The organism is Chryseobacterium sp. BLS98 (genome assembly GCF_001045445.1).
GTDB lineage: Bacteria > Bacteroidota > Bacteroidia > Flavobacteriales > Weeksellaceae > Chryseobacterium.
Window position 1 is genome coordinate 1,115,766 of record NZ_LFNF01000002.1, and the last position, 16,447, is coordinate 1,132,212.

The window sequence follows — 16,447 nt, forward strand, 5'->3', positions numbered from 1 at the left end:
TTTTACAACTTTGATATCATAAAAATAACGGACAAGCTGAACACCGTATTACAAAGTAGGCAACCTAATATTTAATTATTATGGAAAATCAAAATGAAGATGTTTTATTGGCCGCTCTATTAGAATTAGAAAAAACCAATGAGAACAACTTAGCTTCTGGTGCCTGTATCTATACTCCGCCATCTGGTCGACCTCAATGCTTTCAAATGACACCCGAGCAATGTTCTGCAATTAAAGGGGTATATGTTGGAGGAAAATGTCCCAATACATTTGATGAAATTGATATTTCAAACCTTCAACAATTTGAAAATATAAGTAAAGGTAATACTGTATCTATCCAACACTTAACAGCAACAGCAACTGAACAAGTGGAGACTAAAGGAAACCCTTATTTAATCGTTTTCATTAACAAATCTAACCGCTGTTTCACAAGCTATAGATTTAGATTTATCAATAGTCCGAATTGGACCTCCTGGACAAGCATCAATATTTGTAGAACATGCAATTTAGGTTCAATACAGGATTGTTTTAATTCAAGACAATGGAAAGATTTATTTGTTATTGATTGTTCTGCTGGCGCGTTTGAACTTGAAATTAGAACTGACAAAAATCCACAAGGAGAATATTTTTTAATTCAGTCGGACACTTATGTACCAGACTGCACAAAAGCAGGCGGGGTCGTTTCTTGGGAAGAATAAACCCGCCACCAACAAGGTATTGCCAAAGCAGGCTGCAGGAATTCTATTGAACATTTTGCCATACTAACGAACAATTGTATCTGAAGTGAAAAAACACGAGCCAGCTATGAAAATACGTGATAAAGTACCGGGAATGTTGTACCTGTTGTCGCTGAAACAATTTAATATACATCCGCTCTATTATTCTATAGGGCGGATTTTTTGTATTATATTTGACAACTAACCATGATCTATGAAAATCTACTCTTTTTCTGACTTATATTTCTGGCTGTTATTGATAGCTTTACCACAAATTGTATTTTCCCAATCAACCGACTTTACCGTTCAGGATGTAAAGTTTGAAAGCCAGGGTATCACTCTCGCAGGCTCAGTTTTACAACCTAAAAACCCCTTTGCAGCAGTTGTCATTGTTCACGGATCCGATCCGGTAAAAAGAGAAATGGAATTCGCAAAGCGTCTTGCCAAAGAAGGCATTGCTGTATTCACATACGACAAACGTGGAGTTGGAGAATCTGGTGGTGTATACGTAGGGCCATCTGTTGGCACCAATAATATTGACCCTACTAATCTTACTTTATTGGCTCACGATGCCAATGCAGCAGTAAAAACATTTAGAAACTATTTAAAAGATAAAAAAACACCCATTGGAATAGTAGGTTTCAGTCAGGCAGGATGGATCATCCCTATTGCTGCAAGCAAAAATCCACAAATTGATTTTATTGTTTTATTTAGCTGCCCTACCATTACAACTCTGGAACAGCTCCGGTTTCAGTTTTATACTAATGGGAACAATAGCTTTTGGGAAAATCATACGGAAGCAGATGCCATTGAACATACCAGAAATGATCCCGACAGGTATCAGTTTGTGGCAACTGACCCAAAAACCTCTTTGAATACGCTTTCAATTCCCGGGCTTTGGCTTTTCGGTGAAAAAGACATACAGATTCCGGTAAAATTGTGTATAGAGCAATTGAATACCCTTAAAGTTCAGGGCAAACCTTTTGAATACACTCTTTTTTCTAAACTGGGGCACAATACTTCTTCCAGCGATGATACGGCTCCTGTTCATATTGCTGTACAATGGATGAAGCAGAAAGCCCTATTAAAAAATCTGAATCTTCAAAATAAAAACCAAAAACAACATTAACGTAATGGATATTCGACAATACTCTTTCTCCCGTGTAACATTTCTATACAAAATTGCGTTTAAAATCAAAAAAATGAATTTCAAAGTTTTAACTATTATTTTTCTTTTAATAATTTCTAATTTTTCTTTCGGGCAAAACAATTTTTCAGAAAGTCCATTAAATGCAGTTTTTGAAACCCGGGATTTTACCAATTTTTGGAGAGCATTTGACAAAATGGAAACTTCAAAAGAAAATCCATTTAAAGAGTATTTACAAAACGGTTCTGTTGGTTTAAAGGCATTTCCTTACAGAGTAATGAGCGCAGATTCTTTATATGCTCATGTTAAAAGAAAAAAATCTGAATACGAAATTACACGAAATATAATCAATGACATCCCATCGAAAGAAAAAAGGTTACGGGCCATTTATAGCGCTCTGAAATATTGGTATCCTGAAGCTAAGTTTCCACCCATTTATTTGGTTTATGGTTTAGGATATTCAGGAGGAACCTCTACAAATGACGGGTTAATTATTGGAACTGAAGTCATAAAAAATCTTGATGGTCTTCCCGCACTTGCTGCTCACGAATTAATTCACTTTCAGCAAAATGTTGAGGGAGAACAAACTTTACTGAAACAATCCTTATTAGAAGGAGGAGCAGATTTTATTGGAGAACTTATTTCGGGGGAAAATATAAATTCTGCCCGCTTCCAATATGGAGATAAACATCTTGACAAACTATGTAAGGAATTTGTCAGCAGACTAAAAAGCGAAGATACACAAGACTGGCTGTATCAAACATCAAAAAAAGATGACCGCCCCAACGATTTAGGATATTGGATGGGATATAAAATTGTGGAAGCCTATTTTAATAAACAAGAAGATAAGAAAAAGGCTATTGATGATATTCTACACATAAAAGATCCAATGCAATTTTTGAAAGAAAGTGGCTTTTTAAGTTCATATATTGAAAGTTATCAAAAATCTAAAAATGAAGATTCCGATAAATTCTATCAAATATTTTCAGATGAAGTTTATAAGGTATCCATCACTGTAAAAGTTCCTCATAAAGAAGATGAAATTTATATCACCGGAAATCAGGAAGAATTAGGAAAATGGATTCCTAATAAGATAAAACTGAATAAAAAAAGTGATTATGAAAGAATAATAACCCTAAAATTACACACCCCGGCAAAATTTAAATTCACGAAAGGAAGTTGGGAAAATCAAGCTGAAGTTTCAGGAATAGAAAAAGGCAGTAATATTTCTTTAGAAGCATTAAAACCTAATACAAAAGTAAAATATGAGATCATCAATTGGTTTTAGAACCGCATATTCCTTCTAATCTTCTATATTCACAATTCAATAAAATGCTAATAAAAACTTATTTAATGTAATGGCACTTCCAAAAAAAACATCAAGATTAATTATCGTTGAAAACATTAAATATTGTTGGATAGCTACTGGAAATGATAATATTATAAATTTAATTATCTGTTTACAAGAAAATTCAGGGCAAAAATTACTAATGAATTTCGATTACATTCAAAACGAAAATCAAGAAGTTATAGATACTCAAATTACTCCATCAATTGTAGAGAAAGCAATTAAATATGGATTAAAACAAGGATGGGAACCTAATAATAAACAAAAGGATTTAAATCTTTGCAACGTAAAATTTTCAGAACTATAAAAAACTTCTGCCAACATTGTATTCGCAAAACGCGGGGTTAAATCCTAGTTGAACTTTCACTTGCAACTGCTTTCGAATTCTGCAAAGAACATAGTGGTATAACGGTCAGCGACCGAGGCAATTAATATACTAACCGTTCTATTTTTTTTCATTTCAAAACAATTACTTAAGTTTACAGGTTCTTCTAACTTCAAAAAACACTTTCACAATGGAAAACAAAAAAGACGGGAAAATTCTTGATAAGGGTCCATTCTACCATGGTACAAAAGCTGATTTACAGATTGGGGATTTGCTCAGTGCCGGATTCCAATCGAATTATTATCCTGAGATTACCATGAATCATATTTACTTTACGGCGTTACAAAACGGGGCGGGACTGGCCGCTGCACTGGCAAAAGGAGATGGTCATGAACGTATTTATATCGTAGAACCGACAGGAGAATTTGAAAATGATCCTAACGTAACCGATAAAAAGTTTCCGGGAAACCCTACCCGATCCTACCGAAGTACAGTACCCTTAAAAATTGTTGGAGAAATAACAGAATGGATTAAACTCACTGATGGAGAGCTCCAAAACTGGCGGGAAAGAATCGCGAGACTTCGGGAAAATCCAGATGCTGAAATTATCAATTAAGATCCTAATTTAACTTTGTTAAAAATCTATCCTACAGATGAAAAAAACTTTGAATTCCCCTCGCTACCGTACGAATACTTTCGTGTGTTAGCGAGGGAATCTATGATAACCTACCGGAAAATATACTAAACCCATATATTCATCTTACCAAGATGCTGAATGCACCGTTCTTGAAAGAAAGATAAAGACAACTCAACTTTAAAAAAGTTTCCTAACTTTTTGGAAAGTAAATTAAGTATTTTTATAACTATGTTATTTTTTCCTAGTCCCATTTATTAATTTAATTTTACAAAAAAATTATACAAGATGAAAATTGAATTACTTACAGAACTTTCATTTGAGAACGAAACTCCCCCAGAAATTATTGAAATAAACATTGATGAAAACTCATCGATTGGAGAACTCTTGTCTAAGGTTCATGAGCTGAGAAATATTCCCGCATACACAGAATTAAAATGGAAGGATACTATTGAAAAAGTGTCTTGCAGGTATTATTTCAAATCTGGGATTGAACTTGATGATTATACTGTGATTAAGAATTTAGATGAAAAAATTTATGATTTCCCTAAATATGGGGCTAGCGGAGAATTATTGATATTTATAAATGGAGAAACCGGACTTGTCAATTAATTATATTTGGAGACAGAATCTCAACTGTTTGGAAATAGCAGACAATTTACGGCATAAAAATCCTTTGGTAATCATCAAAGGGTTTCCACTACATGATGATGCACTACAGTCATTCATTAATCGCTTGGGAATAGCATTAAACGAAAAACGAAATAGCAATGGCAAAGCAGTTTTTGATGTAAAAATAGCCCGTTATAATAATTTTTTCACGTCAATTGCCAACTCAAATTTAGCTTTCCCTTTACATACCGACTGTGCTGATTTTGATTCAATTCCAAATACTATAGGTTTACTCTGTGTAGAACCTGCAAGTGAAGAACAGGGTACAAATAATTTTATGTTCCTCAGTAGCCTGCTAAAGCATTTATCAGAAGATGAAAAACAGAAACTGCTAAACAAAAAATGGAAATTCAGAAATCAGGAAAGAAGCATCTTAAAAATAGAAAACGGAAGTTATACAATATGTTATGATAGAATTACTATGGAATCCTTTTCAAAACTTAATAAATCCGAAATTGAGGAATTAAATAATTTTGATAAACTTTTCAAACATCTTGCTTTCAATATTAGATTGGAAAAAGGAGATTTGATTTTATTTAGAAATGATTTGATGCTGCATGGTCGAAGTGCTATTGATATCAACTCCAATAGATTATTAAAAAGAATCAGATTTACAATAAATTAAGACGGCTTTCAAAGTTTAACAAACTTATTCAAAAACCTAAACTAATCATGGCTTATTATAAACAGCTTTTCTTATTTCTCACTATTCTCCTACTTCCAATAAACAATATACCTTCCCAAACCAACAAGATCAATCAAATTGATTCTTTAATGAAACGTTCGAATCAAACAGGAGCTTTCAATGGAAATGTTTTGGTTTCAAAAAACAAAAAAATCATTTACAATGCCTCTTTTGGCTTTACAGATGCCAAAAAAACAAAAAAATTAACACCAGATTACAGATTTCATATCGGTTCCATCACCAAAGAATTCAGTGGCGTGGTATTGATGCAATTACAGGAACAGGGAAAATTGAAAATAGAAGATCATGTTTCCAAATACATCCCTGAATTACCAAAATGGGCTAATGAAGTTACTATAAAAGATCTGTTGCAATACACAAGCGGTATTCCCGACGTAAACTGGAAAAAAATTAAAAATGATAAAGATCTTTTTGATGGTCTTCAACTTGTGGATTCACTGGATTTCAAGCCCGGCACAAAATACGATTATAAAATCTATAATCTATTTTTACGTCAGTTCATTGTTGAAAGATTAGCAGGTATGAGCTTTAAAACGTATGTGGAAAAATTCATTTTCAAACCTTGCAAAATGAATTCTTCCATAATGACTCCTTTTGAAAATGAAAAAAACATAGCCAGAGGATTTAATAATGATTTAGTGGCAGACAAAGAAGATCTGCCCATAACTGGCGCAACTTATCTAACCGCTAAAGATTTGCAGAAATGGTCAGACTGTCTTAATTCCAATAAAATAATGAGTGCGAGTTCGTTGTTTGAGCTGGGACAGCATTATGATCTGCCGGAAACTGAATCAGCTCTGGGACAGGCAAAGTACATGAATAGGAAATTAGTTAAGCATTTACATGATGGAAGAGCCGGTAGCTATGAAGCCCTTCTGGTGTCTGATGTGAATGAAAAGTTTACCATTATCCTTTTAGGAAATAATCATAACGGAAAGTTATTTGAAATTTCTGACGCCATTACAGCCATTTTGAAAAACGAAAAACATAGTTTTCATCAAAAAAACAATCCATAAAAGATGAAAAAACCTTTCCCTTACATTTTTGTTAATTATAATAATTGAATTGTATTTTGAAAAAAATAATTTTGATAAGCTGTATTGTTATAACATTGACTTTTCTTAACTATCCCATTCTTGATAGCGAAGGAATATCTTATCTTATTATTTTTACCTGTTTTGTTGCTATTTGTTTTTCGGGGGCAAAAATATATTTTCCCAGGGATGAAGATTATGATTCTGTTGAAAAAGAAGCCAATCAATTAGAGAAATATAATGGCGATTTTCAATATACAAATGATGGATTTTATAATAAACAGAAGACCCCGATGGAACTTATAAAGTGGGATGAAATTATTTCAGTGTATTCATTTAGTATCCCAATTTCAAATCATAAAAGAGAAACAGGTCTGGAAATAATTACTGACAAAAGTAGTTATGAATTCAATAGCCATTTACGTGGAATTGAAAAGTTAACCAATGAATTGTATAACCATCTCCCAGATTGGGAATTAAATTCTCCAACTATTAGAATCAATAATTACGGACTTACAAAAACAAAACTGTATGAAAGACACCATGAAAAAGACCTTTAAATTCCTTAAACAGCTGGAAAAAAACAACACCCGAGAATGGTTTGCCCTGCACAAACCTGAATATGATGTGGTTGTCAAAGAAAATAAAGCGTTTTTTAATCATATCTATACCGAACTTCAGGAATACGATAATTTAAAAGGAATCCATATTTTCAGAATTTACAGGGATGTCCGGTTTTCCAAAGACCAGACACCCTACAAAACCAATTTCGGAGTCGGATATTCCCGTTCAAAACCGATGCTGAGAGGTGGATATTATATTCATCTGGAGCCCGGCAACAGTTTCGTGGGAGGAGGATTCTGGGGACCTGATGCTAAAGACCTGCTCCGCATACGCAAGGAATTTGAAATCAGTACCGCAGAAATTGAAAAGATCACTTCCGAAGAAACATTTGTAAAATACTTCGGGCAAATTGAGGGAGACGCTGTAAAAACAGCTCCGAGAGGCTTTGAAAAAGATCATCCCGGTATAGATCTGATCCGGAAAAAGCAATATGTTGTACGGCGGAAATTTACAGATAAGGAAGTACTGTCAGACGGATTTCAGAAAGAAGCACTTCTCACATTATTAGCCATGCGTCCTTTTTTTGATTATATGAGTGAAGTTCTTACTACGGATTTAAATGGAGAACCTTTATCTTAAAGCCTCTATAAAACATTGATGATGATTTCATTAAGATGTTTTCTGTTATTTTAAAATCCGGTTAATATTTTACTTATTTTTATCTCACCAAAATCACCAAACAAAATATTAATCATCATGAGCTTAAAAACATTAATCACGAACAGTGTTCAGTACAACAACTGGGTTGTTAACAAGTATATCGACTGGCTTTCAACCAAATCTGACGAACAGCTTAACCAGGAAGTAATTTCCAGCTTTCCGACGATCCTGGCAACCCTGCATCACATCTGGCAAACTCAGGAATACTGGTGGGCTTACATTGCAGAAAACAGTGATTTCGATTTTGCCGCAATTTCAGCTGCAGTGACTAAAGACGAAATTTTTAACGGCATAAAAACCAATTCCCAAAAGTTGATGGATTATGTACAAAGCTTATCTGAAGAAGATTTAGCTAAAAATGTAAAAATTGAATCTCCCTGGTTCCAGTGCGATTTTTCCAAATTCGAGTATATCCAACACGTAATCATTCATGGGACCTATCACAGGGGACAAATTGTAACCATGGGACGCAATGTGGGAATAACAGACGCTCCAATGACCGACTACAACTTCTGGAATGTCTACAAAGATTCGGAAATAAAATCTGAAGTATAAATTTTACATTTAAAAAACCAGAACAATGAATTCAAACCCTGAAGAATCCATAACCTACTACCATGGCACTAAAGCCGACCTTAAAGCCGGAGATCTCATCGAAATTGGCTTCAGCTCAAATTATGGGACTAAGAGAAAAGCAAAATACATTTATCTTTCAGCCACTTTAGAAGCCGCAACATGGGGCGCAGAGTTAGCATTTGGAGAGGGAAAAGAAAGAATTTACATTGTGGAACCAACCGGGCCTATTGAAGACGATCCCAATTTAACCGATAAAAAATTCCCCGGTAATCCAACAAAATCCTACCGTTCCCAGCATCCTTTTAAGGTCATTGAAGAGGTAAAAGAATGGCAGGGACATTCTCCAGAGCAGCTTAAAGCCATGAAAGACCATCTTCAGAAGCTGAAAGACCAGGGTATTGAAGCCATTGAAGACTGATAAAATACTATTAAAAGATGAAAGATTTTGAACTTTGGGAAGAAGAATTGAAAGCCATATGGAATCAGCTGGGAACCATTTCCAATGATGATTTCATTGACAGAATAAAAGTACATACAGACAAAATATCTGCCGGTGAACCCAATGCCATTGCAGATTTTGAAAGAGCCTGTGCCTACGATTCCACCGGATTCGAAAAAAATGCAGAGCCACTTTACAGATCTGCTTTAGAGATAGGTCTTACAGGATTACGAAGGAGAAGAGCCCGGATTCAATTGGCAAGCACTTTACGAAATAATGGAAAATTCCACGAAAGCATAGAAATATTGAGAGAGGAAAAAGAAAACTATTCTGATGAGCTGGATGATGCTGTGAATGCTTTCTTGGCACTGTCACTTTCCTCGGTCAACAATGATAAAGAAGCATTGTCCTTGGTTCTGGAATCACTATCCGCACATTTGCCGAGGTATAATAAATCAGTGTATAATTATTCCAAGGAGCTCATTAAGTAAGCAACTTCACAGACATCCCTTTTCTGTTACTTTTCGTAATTTAACACTCCGGAAATTATTCCGTCACACCAAAAAACATCACATTATGAAAACCAGCAGCGATGTAAAGACAAAACTTTCTATATTTCTGTGTTGTATCTGTTTCCTGCTCAATTCCTGTTCAGAACCAGTTTCTGCATCTAAAATTGAAGATATTTCCGATTTAAAAGCCGAAATTGAAATCTACCAGAGTTTAACGGATGAAAACGACAATTCCGTTTCCGCGATTCTGTATGATAAAAAAGGAAAGGAATTCGGCAACGATTCTGTACAGATCTTGGTAAACGGAAAAAAAGCGGAATACAAAGTTATGCAACAGCTATATTATTCCAAATACTACGATTACCGGGCTAAGAACGTTCCGCCTCAAAATAACAGTTACGAGCTCCACATTCAATTGTCCAACGGAAAAAAGTTCTTTTTAGCCAGCATTCCTTCTCTGAAAACAAGCAGTTCGAAGAATATTATTTATAGTAAAGAAGCACCGCTGAACCAGGATTACTCGATCCGATGGTCTGATCTCCATGATGTCAATGTCCTGTATTTTTCTAAAAGTGTTAAAGTAAAAACAAAAGAAAGTAATATTGAAACTTTTATAGAACAGGCGGAAGACACCCTAAAGATTGGCCCGTCCGGAAATTACACTCTTAAAAAAGAAAAATTTTCTAAGCCGGGAGAGCTCCTTTCCATAATGAGTTTTAAATTCACAGCAGAGAAAGCAGGAAAAGTTAATCCTAAGCTGTTAAAAGGGAGCAGCAGCAAAATCAGTGGCTATCATGAAGAAAGAGTTAACTTCAAATAATATTTTTAAAATCATATCTCGAAATGCGAATCTTAGGCTTTGTTATAAATAAAACGTCTGTATTCAGACCATTTTTCTGTATTATTATAAGTATACAACTATAAATTATGCAACATATGAGGAAGATAATTCTGGACCTTGCAATCACTTTAGACGGATTTATTGAAGGACCTAATGGTGAAACAGACTGGTGCATTATGGACGATGATATGAACTTTAATGAGTTTCTGGACAGTATTGACACGATTTTCTACGGGCGGGTAAGTTATGATGCCTGGGGAAAGCATCAGCCGGAAGAAAATGCAGGTTCCGAAGAAAAAGGTTTCTGGAACACTATTCACTCGAAAAATAAATATGTTTTTTCAAATCAGGACAGAAAAGATGAAAATGTAACTTTTATTAATTCTGATATTGAAGAAAAAGTAAAAGAAATACAAAAACAAAACGGCAAAAATATCTGGCTTTACGGTGGTGCTAACCTTATCAATACCTTTATTAATTTGAATCTTATTGATATTTACAGGATTTCTGTTCATCCTATTGCTTTAGGAAGCGGAAAACCTCTGTTTGAAGACCTCAGAGAAAGGCTGGAGCTGAAACTGATCACAACCAATGTTTTCAGGTCCGGAGTCGTACAGCTTATTTATGAGCCTCAAAACAAATAAACAATCTTCTACAACAGATCATATGGAAAAATATGCACAGTCCAGGGACGGACAAAAAATACATTATAAAGAAAGCGGAGAAGGAAATACAGCCCTCTTATTCGTACACGGCTGGCTTGGCAATGCAGAATGGTGGAACGGCCAGCAGGAATATTTTAAAGACAGCTATCATATTGTACAAATGAGTCTTGCAGGACACGGAAAATCTGACACTTCAAGGACAGAATGGAGCAGTGAACGGTATGCAGATGACATCAAAGCAGTAGCAGACCAGATCAGCTCACAGGAGATTATCCTTGTCGGACATTCAATGTCAGGAGCCTATGTTCTTGAAGCAGCTTCAAAAATTCCAAAAACAAAAGCACTTATCCTGATAGATACCGTTAAAAACCTGGATGAAACTTTTACAGAAGAACAGGTTGAGCAGGTTCTGTATGTACATTACCGGAACGATTTTAAAAATGCAGTTGAAAACATCCTTCCACAATACCTTTTTGCAGACAAAACGCCGGCAGATGTAAGACAGAAATTACAGGATGAATTTCTTCAAAATACCCCGGAAACTGCCATTGAGCTTCTCAAGCCTTTGTATAAAAAAGATTTCAGGGAAGATGCGTCGAAAATTCAGGTCCCGGTAAGAGCCATCAATTCTGATAATTTTCCTACGAATATTGAAAACAACCGAAAGTATTTAAAAGACTACAACTATATTGAAATGTCCGGAACAGGACATTATCCTATGCTGGAAAACCCTGAAGAATTCAACAGGATTCTTGACGATATTCTTAAAGAATTAAGTGGTCATTAATTAAAAACCATGCAGAACACCAGAATTTACACTACCTCTTTTGCCAGCGTTTATCCGCATTATATCCAAAAAGCGGAAAAGAAAGGCCGCACAAAATCCGAAGTTGATGAGATTATATTCTGGCTAACCGGATATGATGAAAAAAGCTTTCAGGAAATATTAGATAATAAAACTGATTTTAAAACATTTTTTGAGCAGGCACCAAAGATCAATCCTAATGTTTCATTAATCAAAGGCGTTATTTGCGGATACCGAGTGGAAGATATTGAAGATGAACTGATGAGAAATATCCGGTATCTGGATAAGCTTATTGATGAGTTGGCAAAAGGAAAGAAGATGGAGAAAATATTGAGGGAATAACCCAACTGTTTTGAACTGAAAATACAACTAACTGAATCAAACTCTTCCCCATTCCAAAAAACTTCCCGAAATTAGCAGCCTGTGCGTTAAATATAATCAATGAAATAAAAATTTTAAATCAAAACATACAGTAAAACTTAGTATAAGTTTTCTTCGGGGCAGGGTGAAATTCCCTACCGGCGGTTACAGTCCGCGACTCTCTTCTTCGGAAGAGACTGATCTGGTGAAATTCCGGAACCGACAGTTAAAGTCTGGATGGGAGAAGAAAATGAAACGGTCAGTAAGATTCCTTACGGGCTTATTGTGCCGTATTTCATTTCCATGTACCGAAGACTATTTTAACTTTTAAAAGTAAAATAACATGGAAAAATTATTAGAACAATTTGGAGCAACCTCCACAGAACGTGTAGAAAATGCACTTCTAAAACTACAACAGGGAAAAGGAATTCTTCTGGTAGATGATGAAAACCGCGAAAACGAAGGCGATATCATCTTTCCCGCATCCACTATTACAGAAAAGGACATGGCACTTCTGATCCGCGAATGCAGTGGAATCGTTTGCTTATGCATTTCAGAGGAAAAAAGCAGGCACCTGAACCTCCGTCCGATGGTGGAAACCAACAATTCAAAAAATCAAACCGCATTTACCATTTCTATTGAAGCCAAAGAAGGTGTTGAGTCCGGGGTTTCAGCTAAGGACCGCGTAACAACGATCAGAACTGCTGTAGCAGAAAATGCAGAGGCTGGCCATATCGCAAGCCCGGGGCATGTTTTTCCTTTGATTGCTAAAAAAGGCGGTGTTTTCGAAAGACGCGGCCACACGGAAGGCAGCGTAGATCTTGTAAAAATGGCCAATCTTGGTGACGATGCCGTACTTTGTGAACTGACAAATGAAGACGGTTCTATGGCAAGACTTCCTGAAATTGTAGACTTTGCTACTCAAAAGGAGATGAGCGTCGTAACCATTGAAGACATTTATGCTTACCGTAAAATGGTGATGAGCAATTAAACTTAAACATTTTTAACGCACAAAGTTGCCTGCTGATGCTACCAGCAGGCTTTTTTATTAAAAATTTAAAAATAAACAATTAAATTTGGTATTTTAATACTATTTTTTGATTATTTTTAACAAAAAAAATCTTAACCATGAAAAAATCTTTACTCCTTTTATTAGGAGCATCTGCCCTGTTTTCTGCGCAGATTACGCTTACAAAAGCAGCCAATGATCCTATTTCCGGAAACGTCATCAATTACAATCATGCAACCGGACCCGTAAACAACTCCGCAACAGGAGCCAACACTACGTTTTCAAACGGAGGTCTTACTATGGGAATTTCGTCAGTAACGACCTATTCCACTCCTACTTCTGCTGAAATAACAACATTTCCGGGTTCTACCATCAAAATGATAGACGGAACAACAACCGTTTATTATAAAGCCTCCGCTACTAAACTGGAAATTACAGGAATTATAAATCCACAGCTTACCTTAAATTTCAGCGTAGACAATGGTACTTATAATAATTATCCTACCACTTATGGACCGGCACAAAATGATACAGCCAAAGGAACTTTCTCGTCATCTGTTGCCAACGGATTATTCAGTGGCACAATGACTGCCCAGGCTGATGCATACGGAACCCTGATTGTAGGTAACCGAACATACACTAATGTTCTTAGAGTAAAATATACCCAGAACCTTAATCTATATTCATCTTTTGATGTTGTTTATGCCAGCCCTATCGGGACAGCTACCAATACATCCTATGCTTATTACGACGCCACTCACAGATATGCCCTGCTAAATTCTACAAGCGGAAATGTGAGTGTTCCATTGTTGAGTATCAACCAGACAGTAGGCACCGCATTAGCTTTAAACGAAGCATTCCTGTCAACCAGCAATACTACAGTAAAAAAAGAAAATTTAGTGGTTTATCCTAACCCTGCACAGGACTTTATCGGCTTCAAAGGAAATACAGATAATTACTCCAAAGCAAATATTTACAGTCTGGATGGGAAACTGGTTAAAACATCAGATGTAAAATCCGGAAATATTCAAATTTCAGATCTTCCACCAGCCTCTTATTTCATAGAGATCAGTGGAAAAAATGCTGCAGATACAAAGAATACAAAATTCATCAAGAAATAATAAAAACAAAATCCCCGCTCCTACAAAGGAACGGGGATTTCTTATTAACATTCAAACTTGCTTTTAAAAAGTAGCTGCAGGGGCAGTTTCATTATTCAGTTTTCTTTGGATCTCCGTTTTCTTTCCTTTTGAGAAATCAAAACTAACTCCTAGAACAAACATCGATTTATTATTCATAATTTTAGTATGAACATTATAATCTACCAAACTTTCCGGAAGGCTTTTTGTTTTATATTCTGAAGGCATACCAATCCAGTACATTCCTGCGGTAAAACTCCAGCTTTTGAGTCTGTAACCGGCAAAGAGATGATTCTGGTTCTCATTTGTATTAAGGAAAGCTCCGCTCAGTGTATATACCGGGATATTGACCATATACTGTACACTGAAGGATTTATATTCTGAAGAAACCGAAAAATTGTTCGCGAGATAATCATTCTTGATCAATGCACCTTTACTCGTTCTTAAAGTTTCCGAAGTAGGCGTCAGCACTGCCTTCAATACAAGCAGACTGCTTCCAAACGGTTTATAAGATCCGGACAGCTGTATACCATACCGCTGGGAATTTTTCCCGTTTTCATAAGTCAGTGCATAGCCTCCGAAAGTATCATCCAGAATATAATACTGATTAATCACACGATCCGTATAACGATAGAAAAGAGCTGCATTGAAATCGAATTTCTTATTATTAAAAGAGTAAATCAAATTATTGGAAAAATTCTGCTGTGACTTCAGAAAAGGATTTCCCTTCTGGACAATATTCGGAGCCAGCTGAACCACGTTGCTGCTGAGTGCACTGCTCCATGGACTTGTAGGATTGTAGCTGCTCGTCAGTCTCAGGCTCTGGTTATTTTTAAGCTGATACCCTAAAATAACTTTTGGGGTAAATGACCACTCATCGAAAGTGTTTGCTGCACTTTTATTATGAATATTCGTAAGTCCCGCGCCGATTCTGTAGCTGAATTTATCTACCTTTCCTGAAAATTCTGTATAAAAATACTGCTCCAGATAATTGACGCTGTATTCCGAATGCCCTGCAAGGTTATTCAGATTATTAGAAATAGCAGTACTTGAAATACGGTAGCCGGAAGAAAGTTTTCCTGCCTTAAAATCATGGGTATGGGCAAGCTCACCGACAAAATTAGTCTGTTCTGTTTTTAGGATCATATCATTATCATACACTGAAACTCCAGATGGAACAATCCATTCTCTGGCAGATTCTGTTGTATTGGTACTGTAATGAGAGCCTACCACATTTAAGCTGAGCTCATCCTTAGAGCCGATTTTTTTAGAGTAATACAGGTCCAATTTGGGAATAGCATAACTAGAACCGCTGTTTTTAAACATTTCATGCTCTTCTTTGAAACTGTCTCTGGTAAACACACTTTCTCCGGTGCCTTTTGAAAACCTGCTTACAATATCCATATTCAGTTTAGCCTGGAAAGCATACTGATCGGGCACCATCCGGGTGTAGCGTAAAGCAATATTCTGGGAAGTATATCCGAAATGGTCTTTCCTGTTCTCATCCGAGCGGTAATGCTCGCCATTCAACTGATAATCATAAATGCTCTGAACTTGTCTGTCATCGTAATCCCTTAAATTAAAGAAGTATTCCAGCCCAAAATTATTCTTTCCTTTCGTAAAATTAGCATAGGCAGATGCATTCACAAATCCAGTGGTTAATCCCGACATGGTATCTACACCAAAAACATACCCGGTTTCATTGGATTTCGTAATAATATTAATGACTGTTTCCGCCCTTGAAGCCCATCTTGCCGGCGGAATATCGTAGTACTCCACTTTTACCACTTCACTTGGGGCCACACTGCGGATCTGAAGATCTGTAGCCTCTATCCCATTGATCAGAAACAGAGAAGTTCCTCCTTTTGTGCTCGTAATCGTATTAGAAACAGGATCAAGCTGCAGTTCCGGTAAGGTCTGCAGTAAATCTTTTGCATACCTTGCTTTCTCCAAAGCCTCTTTATCAAAGGTGTAAACAGATTTGTCCGCAAACTGCTTCTTACGTTGAGATTTCAGGATTACTTCCTGGATTTCTTTTGTGGATGCCTGACCAATGGTATCATTTTTTGCACCTTCCTGCGAAAAGACAAAAACTCCACAAAGAAAAAATACAGGATATAGAACTTTTTTCATATTCAGAAATAATGATGTTGATAAAAATAAGACATACAATATCCGGTATTTGTTACATCACTTGTAAGTTTTCATTGAAAAATAAAGATAAACTGCTAGATT

The 16,447-nt window shown here is 36.0% G+C and carries 20 protein-coding genes and 1 riboswitch; of the genes, 19 read left to right on the forward strand and 1 reads right to left on the reverse strand.

What is annotated here, in order from left to right:
- Positions 1-80 precede the first annotated feature (80 nt).
- The 19 genes from ACM40_RS10030 to ACM40_RS10120 all read left to right on the forward strand — a co-directional run bounded on the left by ACM40_RS10030 (position 81) and on the right by ACM40_RS10120 (position 14,194).
- Positions 81-698 carry a hypothetical protein gene (locus ACM40_RS10030; protein ID WP_048502651.1) on the forward strand — a complete coding sequence of 206 codons (618 nt, stop codon included), beginning with the start codon at positions 81-83 and terminating at the stop codon, positions 696-698.
- 232 nt (positions 699-930) lie between these two features.
- A complete protein-coding gene (locus ACM40_RS10035; protein ID WP_048502652.1) occupies positions 931-1,845 on the forward strand; it encodes an alpha/beta hydrolase family protein in 915 nt (304 codons plus the stop codon).
- Positions 1,846-1,918: 73 nt separating this feature from the next.
- Positions 1,919-3,151: a DUF2268 domain-containing putative Zn-dependent protease gene (locus tag ACM40_RS10040; protein ID WP_165579298.1), complete on the forward strand. Its 1,233-nt coding sequence runs from the start codon at positions 1,919-1,921 to the stop codon at positions 3,149-3,151.
- A 70-nt stretch (positions 3,152-3,221) separates the two neighbouring features.
- Complete coding sequence (locus ACM40_RS10045; protein ID WP_048502653.1) at positions 3,222-3,518, forward strand: hypothetical protein; 297 nt, start codon at positions 3,222-3,224, stop codon at positions 3,516-3,518.
- A 208-nt stretch (positions 3,519-3,726) separates the two neighbouring features.
- Positions 3,727-4,152 (forward strand): NAD(+)--rifampin ADP-ribosyltransferase, encoded by a 426-nt coding sequence (gene arr, locus ACM40_RS10050; RefSeq protein ID WP_048502654.1) that lies wholly within the window; start codon positions 3,727-3,729, stop codon positions 4,150-4,152.
- Between the two features lie 306 nt (positions 4,153-4,458).
- On the forward strand, positions 4,459-4,782 hold the full coding sequence (locus ACM40_RS10055; protein WP_048502655.1) for a hypothetical protein: 324 nt from the start codon (positions 4,459-4,461) through the stop codon (positions 4,780-4,782).
- Positions 4,783-4,810: 28 nt separating this feature from the next.
- Positions 4,811-5,467 (forward strand): TauD/TfdA family dioxygenase, encoded by a 657-nt coding sequence (locus ACM40_RS10060; protein WP_165579299.1) that lies wholly within the window; start codon positions 4,811-4,813, stop codon positions 5,465-5,467.
- A gap of 149 nt (positions 5,468-5,616) precedes the next feature.
- Positions 5,617-6,564: a serine hydrolase domain-containing protein gene (locus ACM40_RS10065; RefSeq protein WP_228376163.1), complete on the forward strand. Its 948-nt coding sequence runs from the start codon at positions 5,617-5,619 to the stop codon at positions 6,562-6,564.
- Between the two features lie 56 nt (positions 6,565-6,620).
- On the forward strand, positions 6,621-7,142 hold the full coding sequence (locus ACM40_RS10070; protein ID WP_048502658.1) for a hypothetical protein: 522 nt from the start codon (positions 6,621-6,623) through the stop codon (positions 7,140-7,142).
- Positions 7,114-7,785 carry a DUF2461 domain-containing protein gene (locus tag ACM40_RS10075; RefSeq protein WP_048502659.1) on the forward strand — a complete coding sequence of 224 codons (672 nt, stop codon included), beginning with the start codon at positions 7,114-7,116 and terminating at the stop codon, positions 7,783-7,785. Before ACM40_RS10070 ends, ACM40_RS10075 begins: the two co-directional genes overlap by 29 nt.
- A 117-nt stretch (positions 7,786-7,902) precedes the next feature.
- Positions 7,903-8,421, forward strand: coding sequence for a DinB family protein (locus ACM40_RS10080; protein WP_048502660.1), 519 nt, complete (start codon positions 7,903-7,905; stop codon positions 8,419-8,421).
- A gap of 25 nt (positions 8,422-8,446) precedes the next feature.
- Positions 8,447-8,860: an NAD(+)--rifampin ADP-ribosyltransferase gene (gene arr, locus ACM40_RS10085; protein ID WP_048502661.1), complete on the forward strand. Its 414-nt coding sequence runs from the start codon at positions 8,447-8,449 to the stop codon at positions 8,858-8,860.
- Positions 8,861-8,877: 17 nt separating this feature from the next.
- Positions 8,878-9,372, forward strand: coding sequence for a tetratricopeptide repeat protein (locus tag ACM40_RS10090; protein ID WP_048502662.1), 495 nt, complete (start codon positions 8,878-8,880; stop codon positions 9,370-9,372).
- A gap of 85 nt (positions 9,373-9,457) precedes the next feature.
- Complete coding sequence (locus ACM40_RS10095; RefSeq protein ID WP_048502663.1) at positions 9,458-10,213, forward strand: hypothetical protein; 756 nt, start codon at positions 9,458-9,460, stop codon at positions 10,211-10,213.
- A gap of 116 nt (positions 10,214-10,329) precedes the next feature.
- Positions 10,330-10,878, forward strand: coding sequence for a dihydrofolate reductase family protein (locus ACM40_RS10100; protein ID WP_048502889.1), 549 nt, complete (start codon positions 10,330-10,332; stop codon positions 10,876-10,878).
- Positions 10,859-11,686 (forward strand): alpha/beta fold hydrolase, encoded by an 828-nt coding sequence (locus ACM40_RS10105; protein WP_228376164.1) that lies wholly within the window; start codon positions 10,859-10,861, stop codon positions 11,684-11,686. Before ACM40_RS10100 ends, ACM40_RS10105 begins: the two co-directional genes overlap by 20 nt.
- A 9-nt stretch (positions 11,687-11,695) precedes the next feature.
- Positions 11,696-12,046: a DUF2200 domain-containing protein gene (locus tag ACM40_RS10110; protein ID WP_048502664.1), complete on the forward strand. Its 351-nt coding sequence runs from the start codon at positions 11,696-11,698 to the stop codon at positions 12,044-12,046.
- Positions 12,047-12,191: 145 nt separating this feature from the next.
- A riboswitch (FMN riboswitch) is annotated at positions 12,192-12,317 on the forward strand.
- A 90-nt stretch (positions 12,318-12,407) separates the two neighbouring features.
- Complete coding sequence (gene ribB / locus ACM40_RS10115) at positions 12,408-13,055, forward strand: 3,4-dihydroxy-2-butanone-4-phosphate synthase (RefSeq protein ID WP_048502665.1); 648 nt, start codon at positions 12,408-12,410, stop codon at positions 13,053-13,055.
- Positions 13,056-13,192: 137 nt separating this feature from the next.
- Positions 13,193-14,194: a T9SS type A sorting domain-containing protein gene (locus ACM40_RS10120; RefSeq protein ID WP_048502666.1), complete on the forward strand. Its 1,002-nt coding sequence runs from the start codon at positions 13,193-13,195 to the stop codon at positions 14,192-14,194.
- A gap of 63 nt (positions 14,195-14,257) precedes the next feature.
- Here the strand turns inward: ACM40_RS10120 and ACM40_RS10125 are convergent, their stop codons facing one another.
- The gene (locus tag ACM40_RS10125) at positions 14,258-16,345 is read right to left on the reverse strand and encodes a TonB-dependent receptor plug domain-containing protein (protein WP_048502667.1); all 2,088 of its coding nucleotides are present in this window, start codon (positions 16,343-16,345) and stop codon (positions 14,258-14,260) included.
- Between the last annotated feature and the right edge of the window lie 102 nt (positions 16,346-16,447).

Coding starts and splice junctions, on each gene's coding strand:
- ACM40_RS10040 (WP_165579298.1), top strand. CDS start 1,919: ATGAATTTCAAAGTTTTAACTATTATTTTTCTTTTAATAATTTCTAAT.
- ACM40_RS10105 (WP_228376164.1), top strand. CDS start 10,859: ATGAGCCTCAAAACAAATAAACAATCTTCTACAACAGATCATATGGAA.
- ACM40_RS10045 (WP_048502653.1), top strand. CDS start 3,222: ATGGCACTTCCAAAAAAAACATCAAGATTAATTATCGTTGAAAACATT.
- ACM40_RS10100 (WP_048502889.1), top strand. CDS start 10,330: ATGAGGAAGATAATTCTGGACCTTGCAATCACTTTAGACGGATTTATT.
- ACM40_RS10055 (WP_048502655.1), top strand. CDS start 4,459: ATGAAAATTGAATTACTTACAGAACTTTCATTTGAGAACGAAACTCCC.
- ACM40_RS10035 (WP_048502652.1), top strand. CDS start 931: ATGAAAATCTACTCTTTTTCTGACTTATATTTCTGGCTGTTATTGATA.
- ACM40_RS10065 (WP_228376163.1), top strand. CDS start 5,617: ATGAAACGTTCGAATCAAACAGGAGCTTTCAATGGAAATGTTTTGGTT.
- ACM40_RS10120 (WP_048502666.1), top strand. CDS start 13,193: ATGAAAAAATCTTTACTCCTTTTATTAGGAGCATCTGCCCTGTTTTCT.
- ACM40_RS10095 (WP_048502663.1), top strand. CDS start 9,458: ATGAAAACCAGCAGCGATGTAAAGACAAAACTTTCTATATTTCTGTGT.
- ACM40_RS10090 (WP_048502662.1), top strand. CDS start 8,878: ATGAAAGATTTTGAACTTTGGGAAGAAGAATTGAAAGCCATATGGAAT.
- ACM40_RS10075 (WP_048502659.1), top strand. CDS start 7,114: ATGAAAGACACCATGAAAAAGACCTTTAAATTCCTTAAACAGCTGGAA.
- ACM40_RS10110 (WP_048502664.1), top strand. CDS start 11,696: ATGCAGAACACCAGAATTTACACTACCTCTTTTGCCAGCGTTTATCCG.
- ACM40_RS10030 (WP_048502651.1), top strand. CDS start 81: ATGGAAAATCAAAATGAAGATGTTTTATTGGCCGCTCTATTAGAATTA.
- ACM40_RS10125 (WP_048502667.1), bottom strand. CDS start 16,345: ATGAAAAAAGTTCTATATCCTGTATTTTTTCTTTGTGGAGTTTTTGTC.
- ribB (WP_048502665.1), top strand. CDS start 12,408: ATGGAAAAATTATTAGAACAATTTGGAGCAACCTCCACAGAACGTGTA.
- arr (WP_048502654.1), top strand. CDS start 3,727: ATGGAAAACAAAAAAGACGGGAAAATTCTTGATAAGGGTCCATTCTAC.
- arr (WP_048502661.1), top strand. CDS start 8,447: ATGAATTCAAACCCTGAAGAATCCATAACCTACTACCATGGCACTAAA.
- ACM40_RS10080 (WP_048502660.1), top strand. CDS start 7,903: ATGAGCTTAAAAACATTAATCACGAACAGTGTTCAGTACAACAACTGG.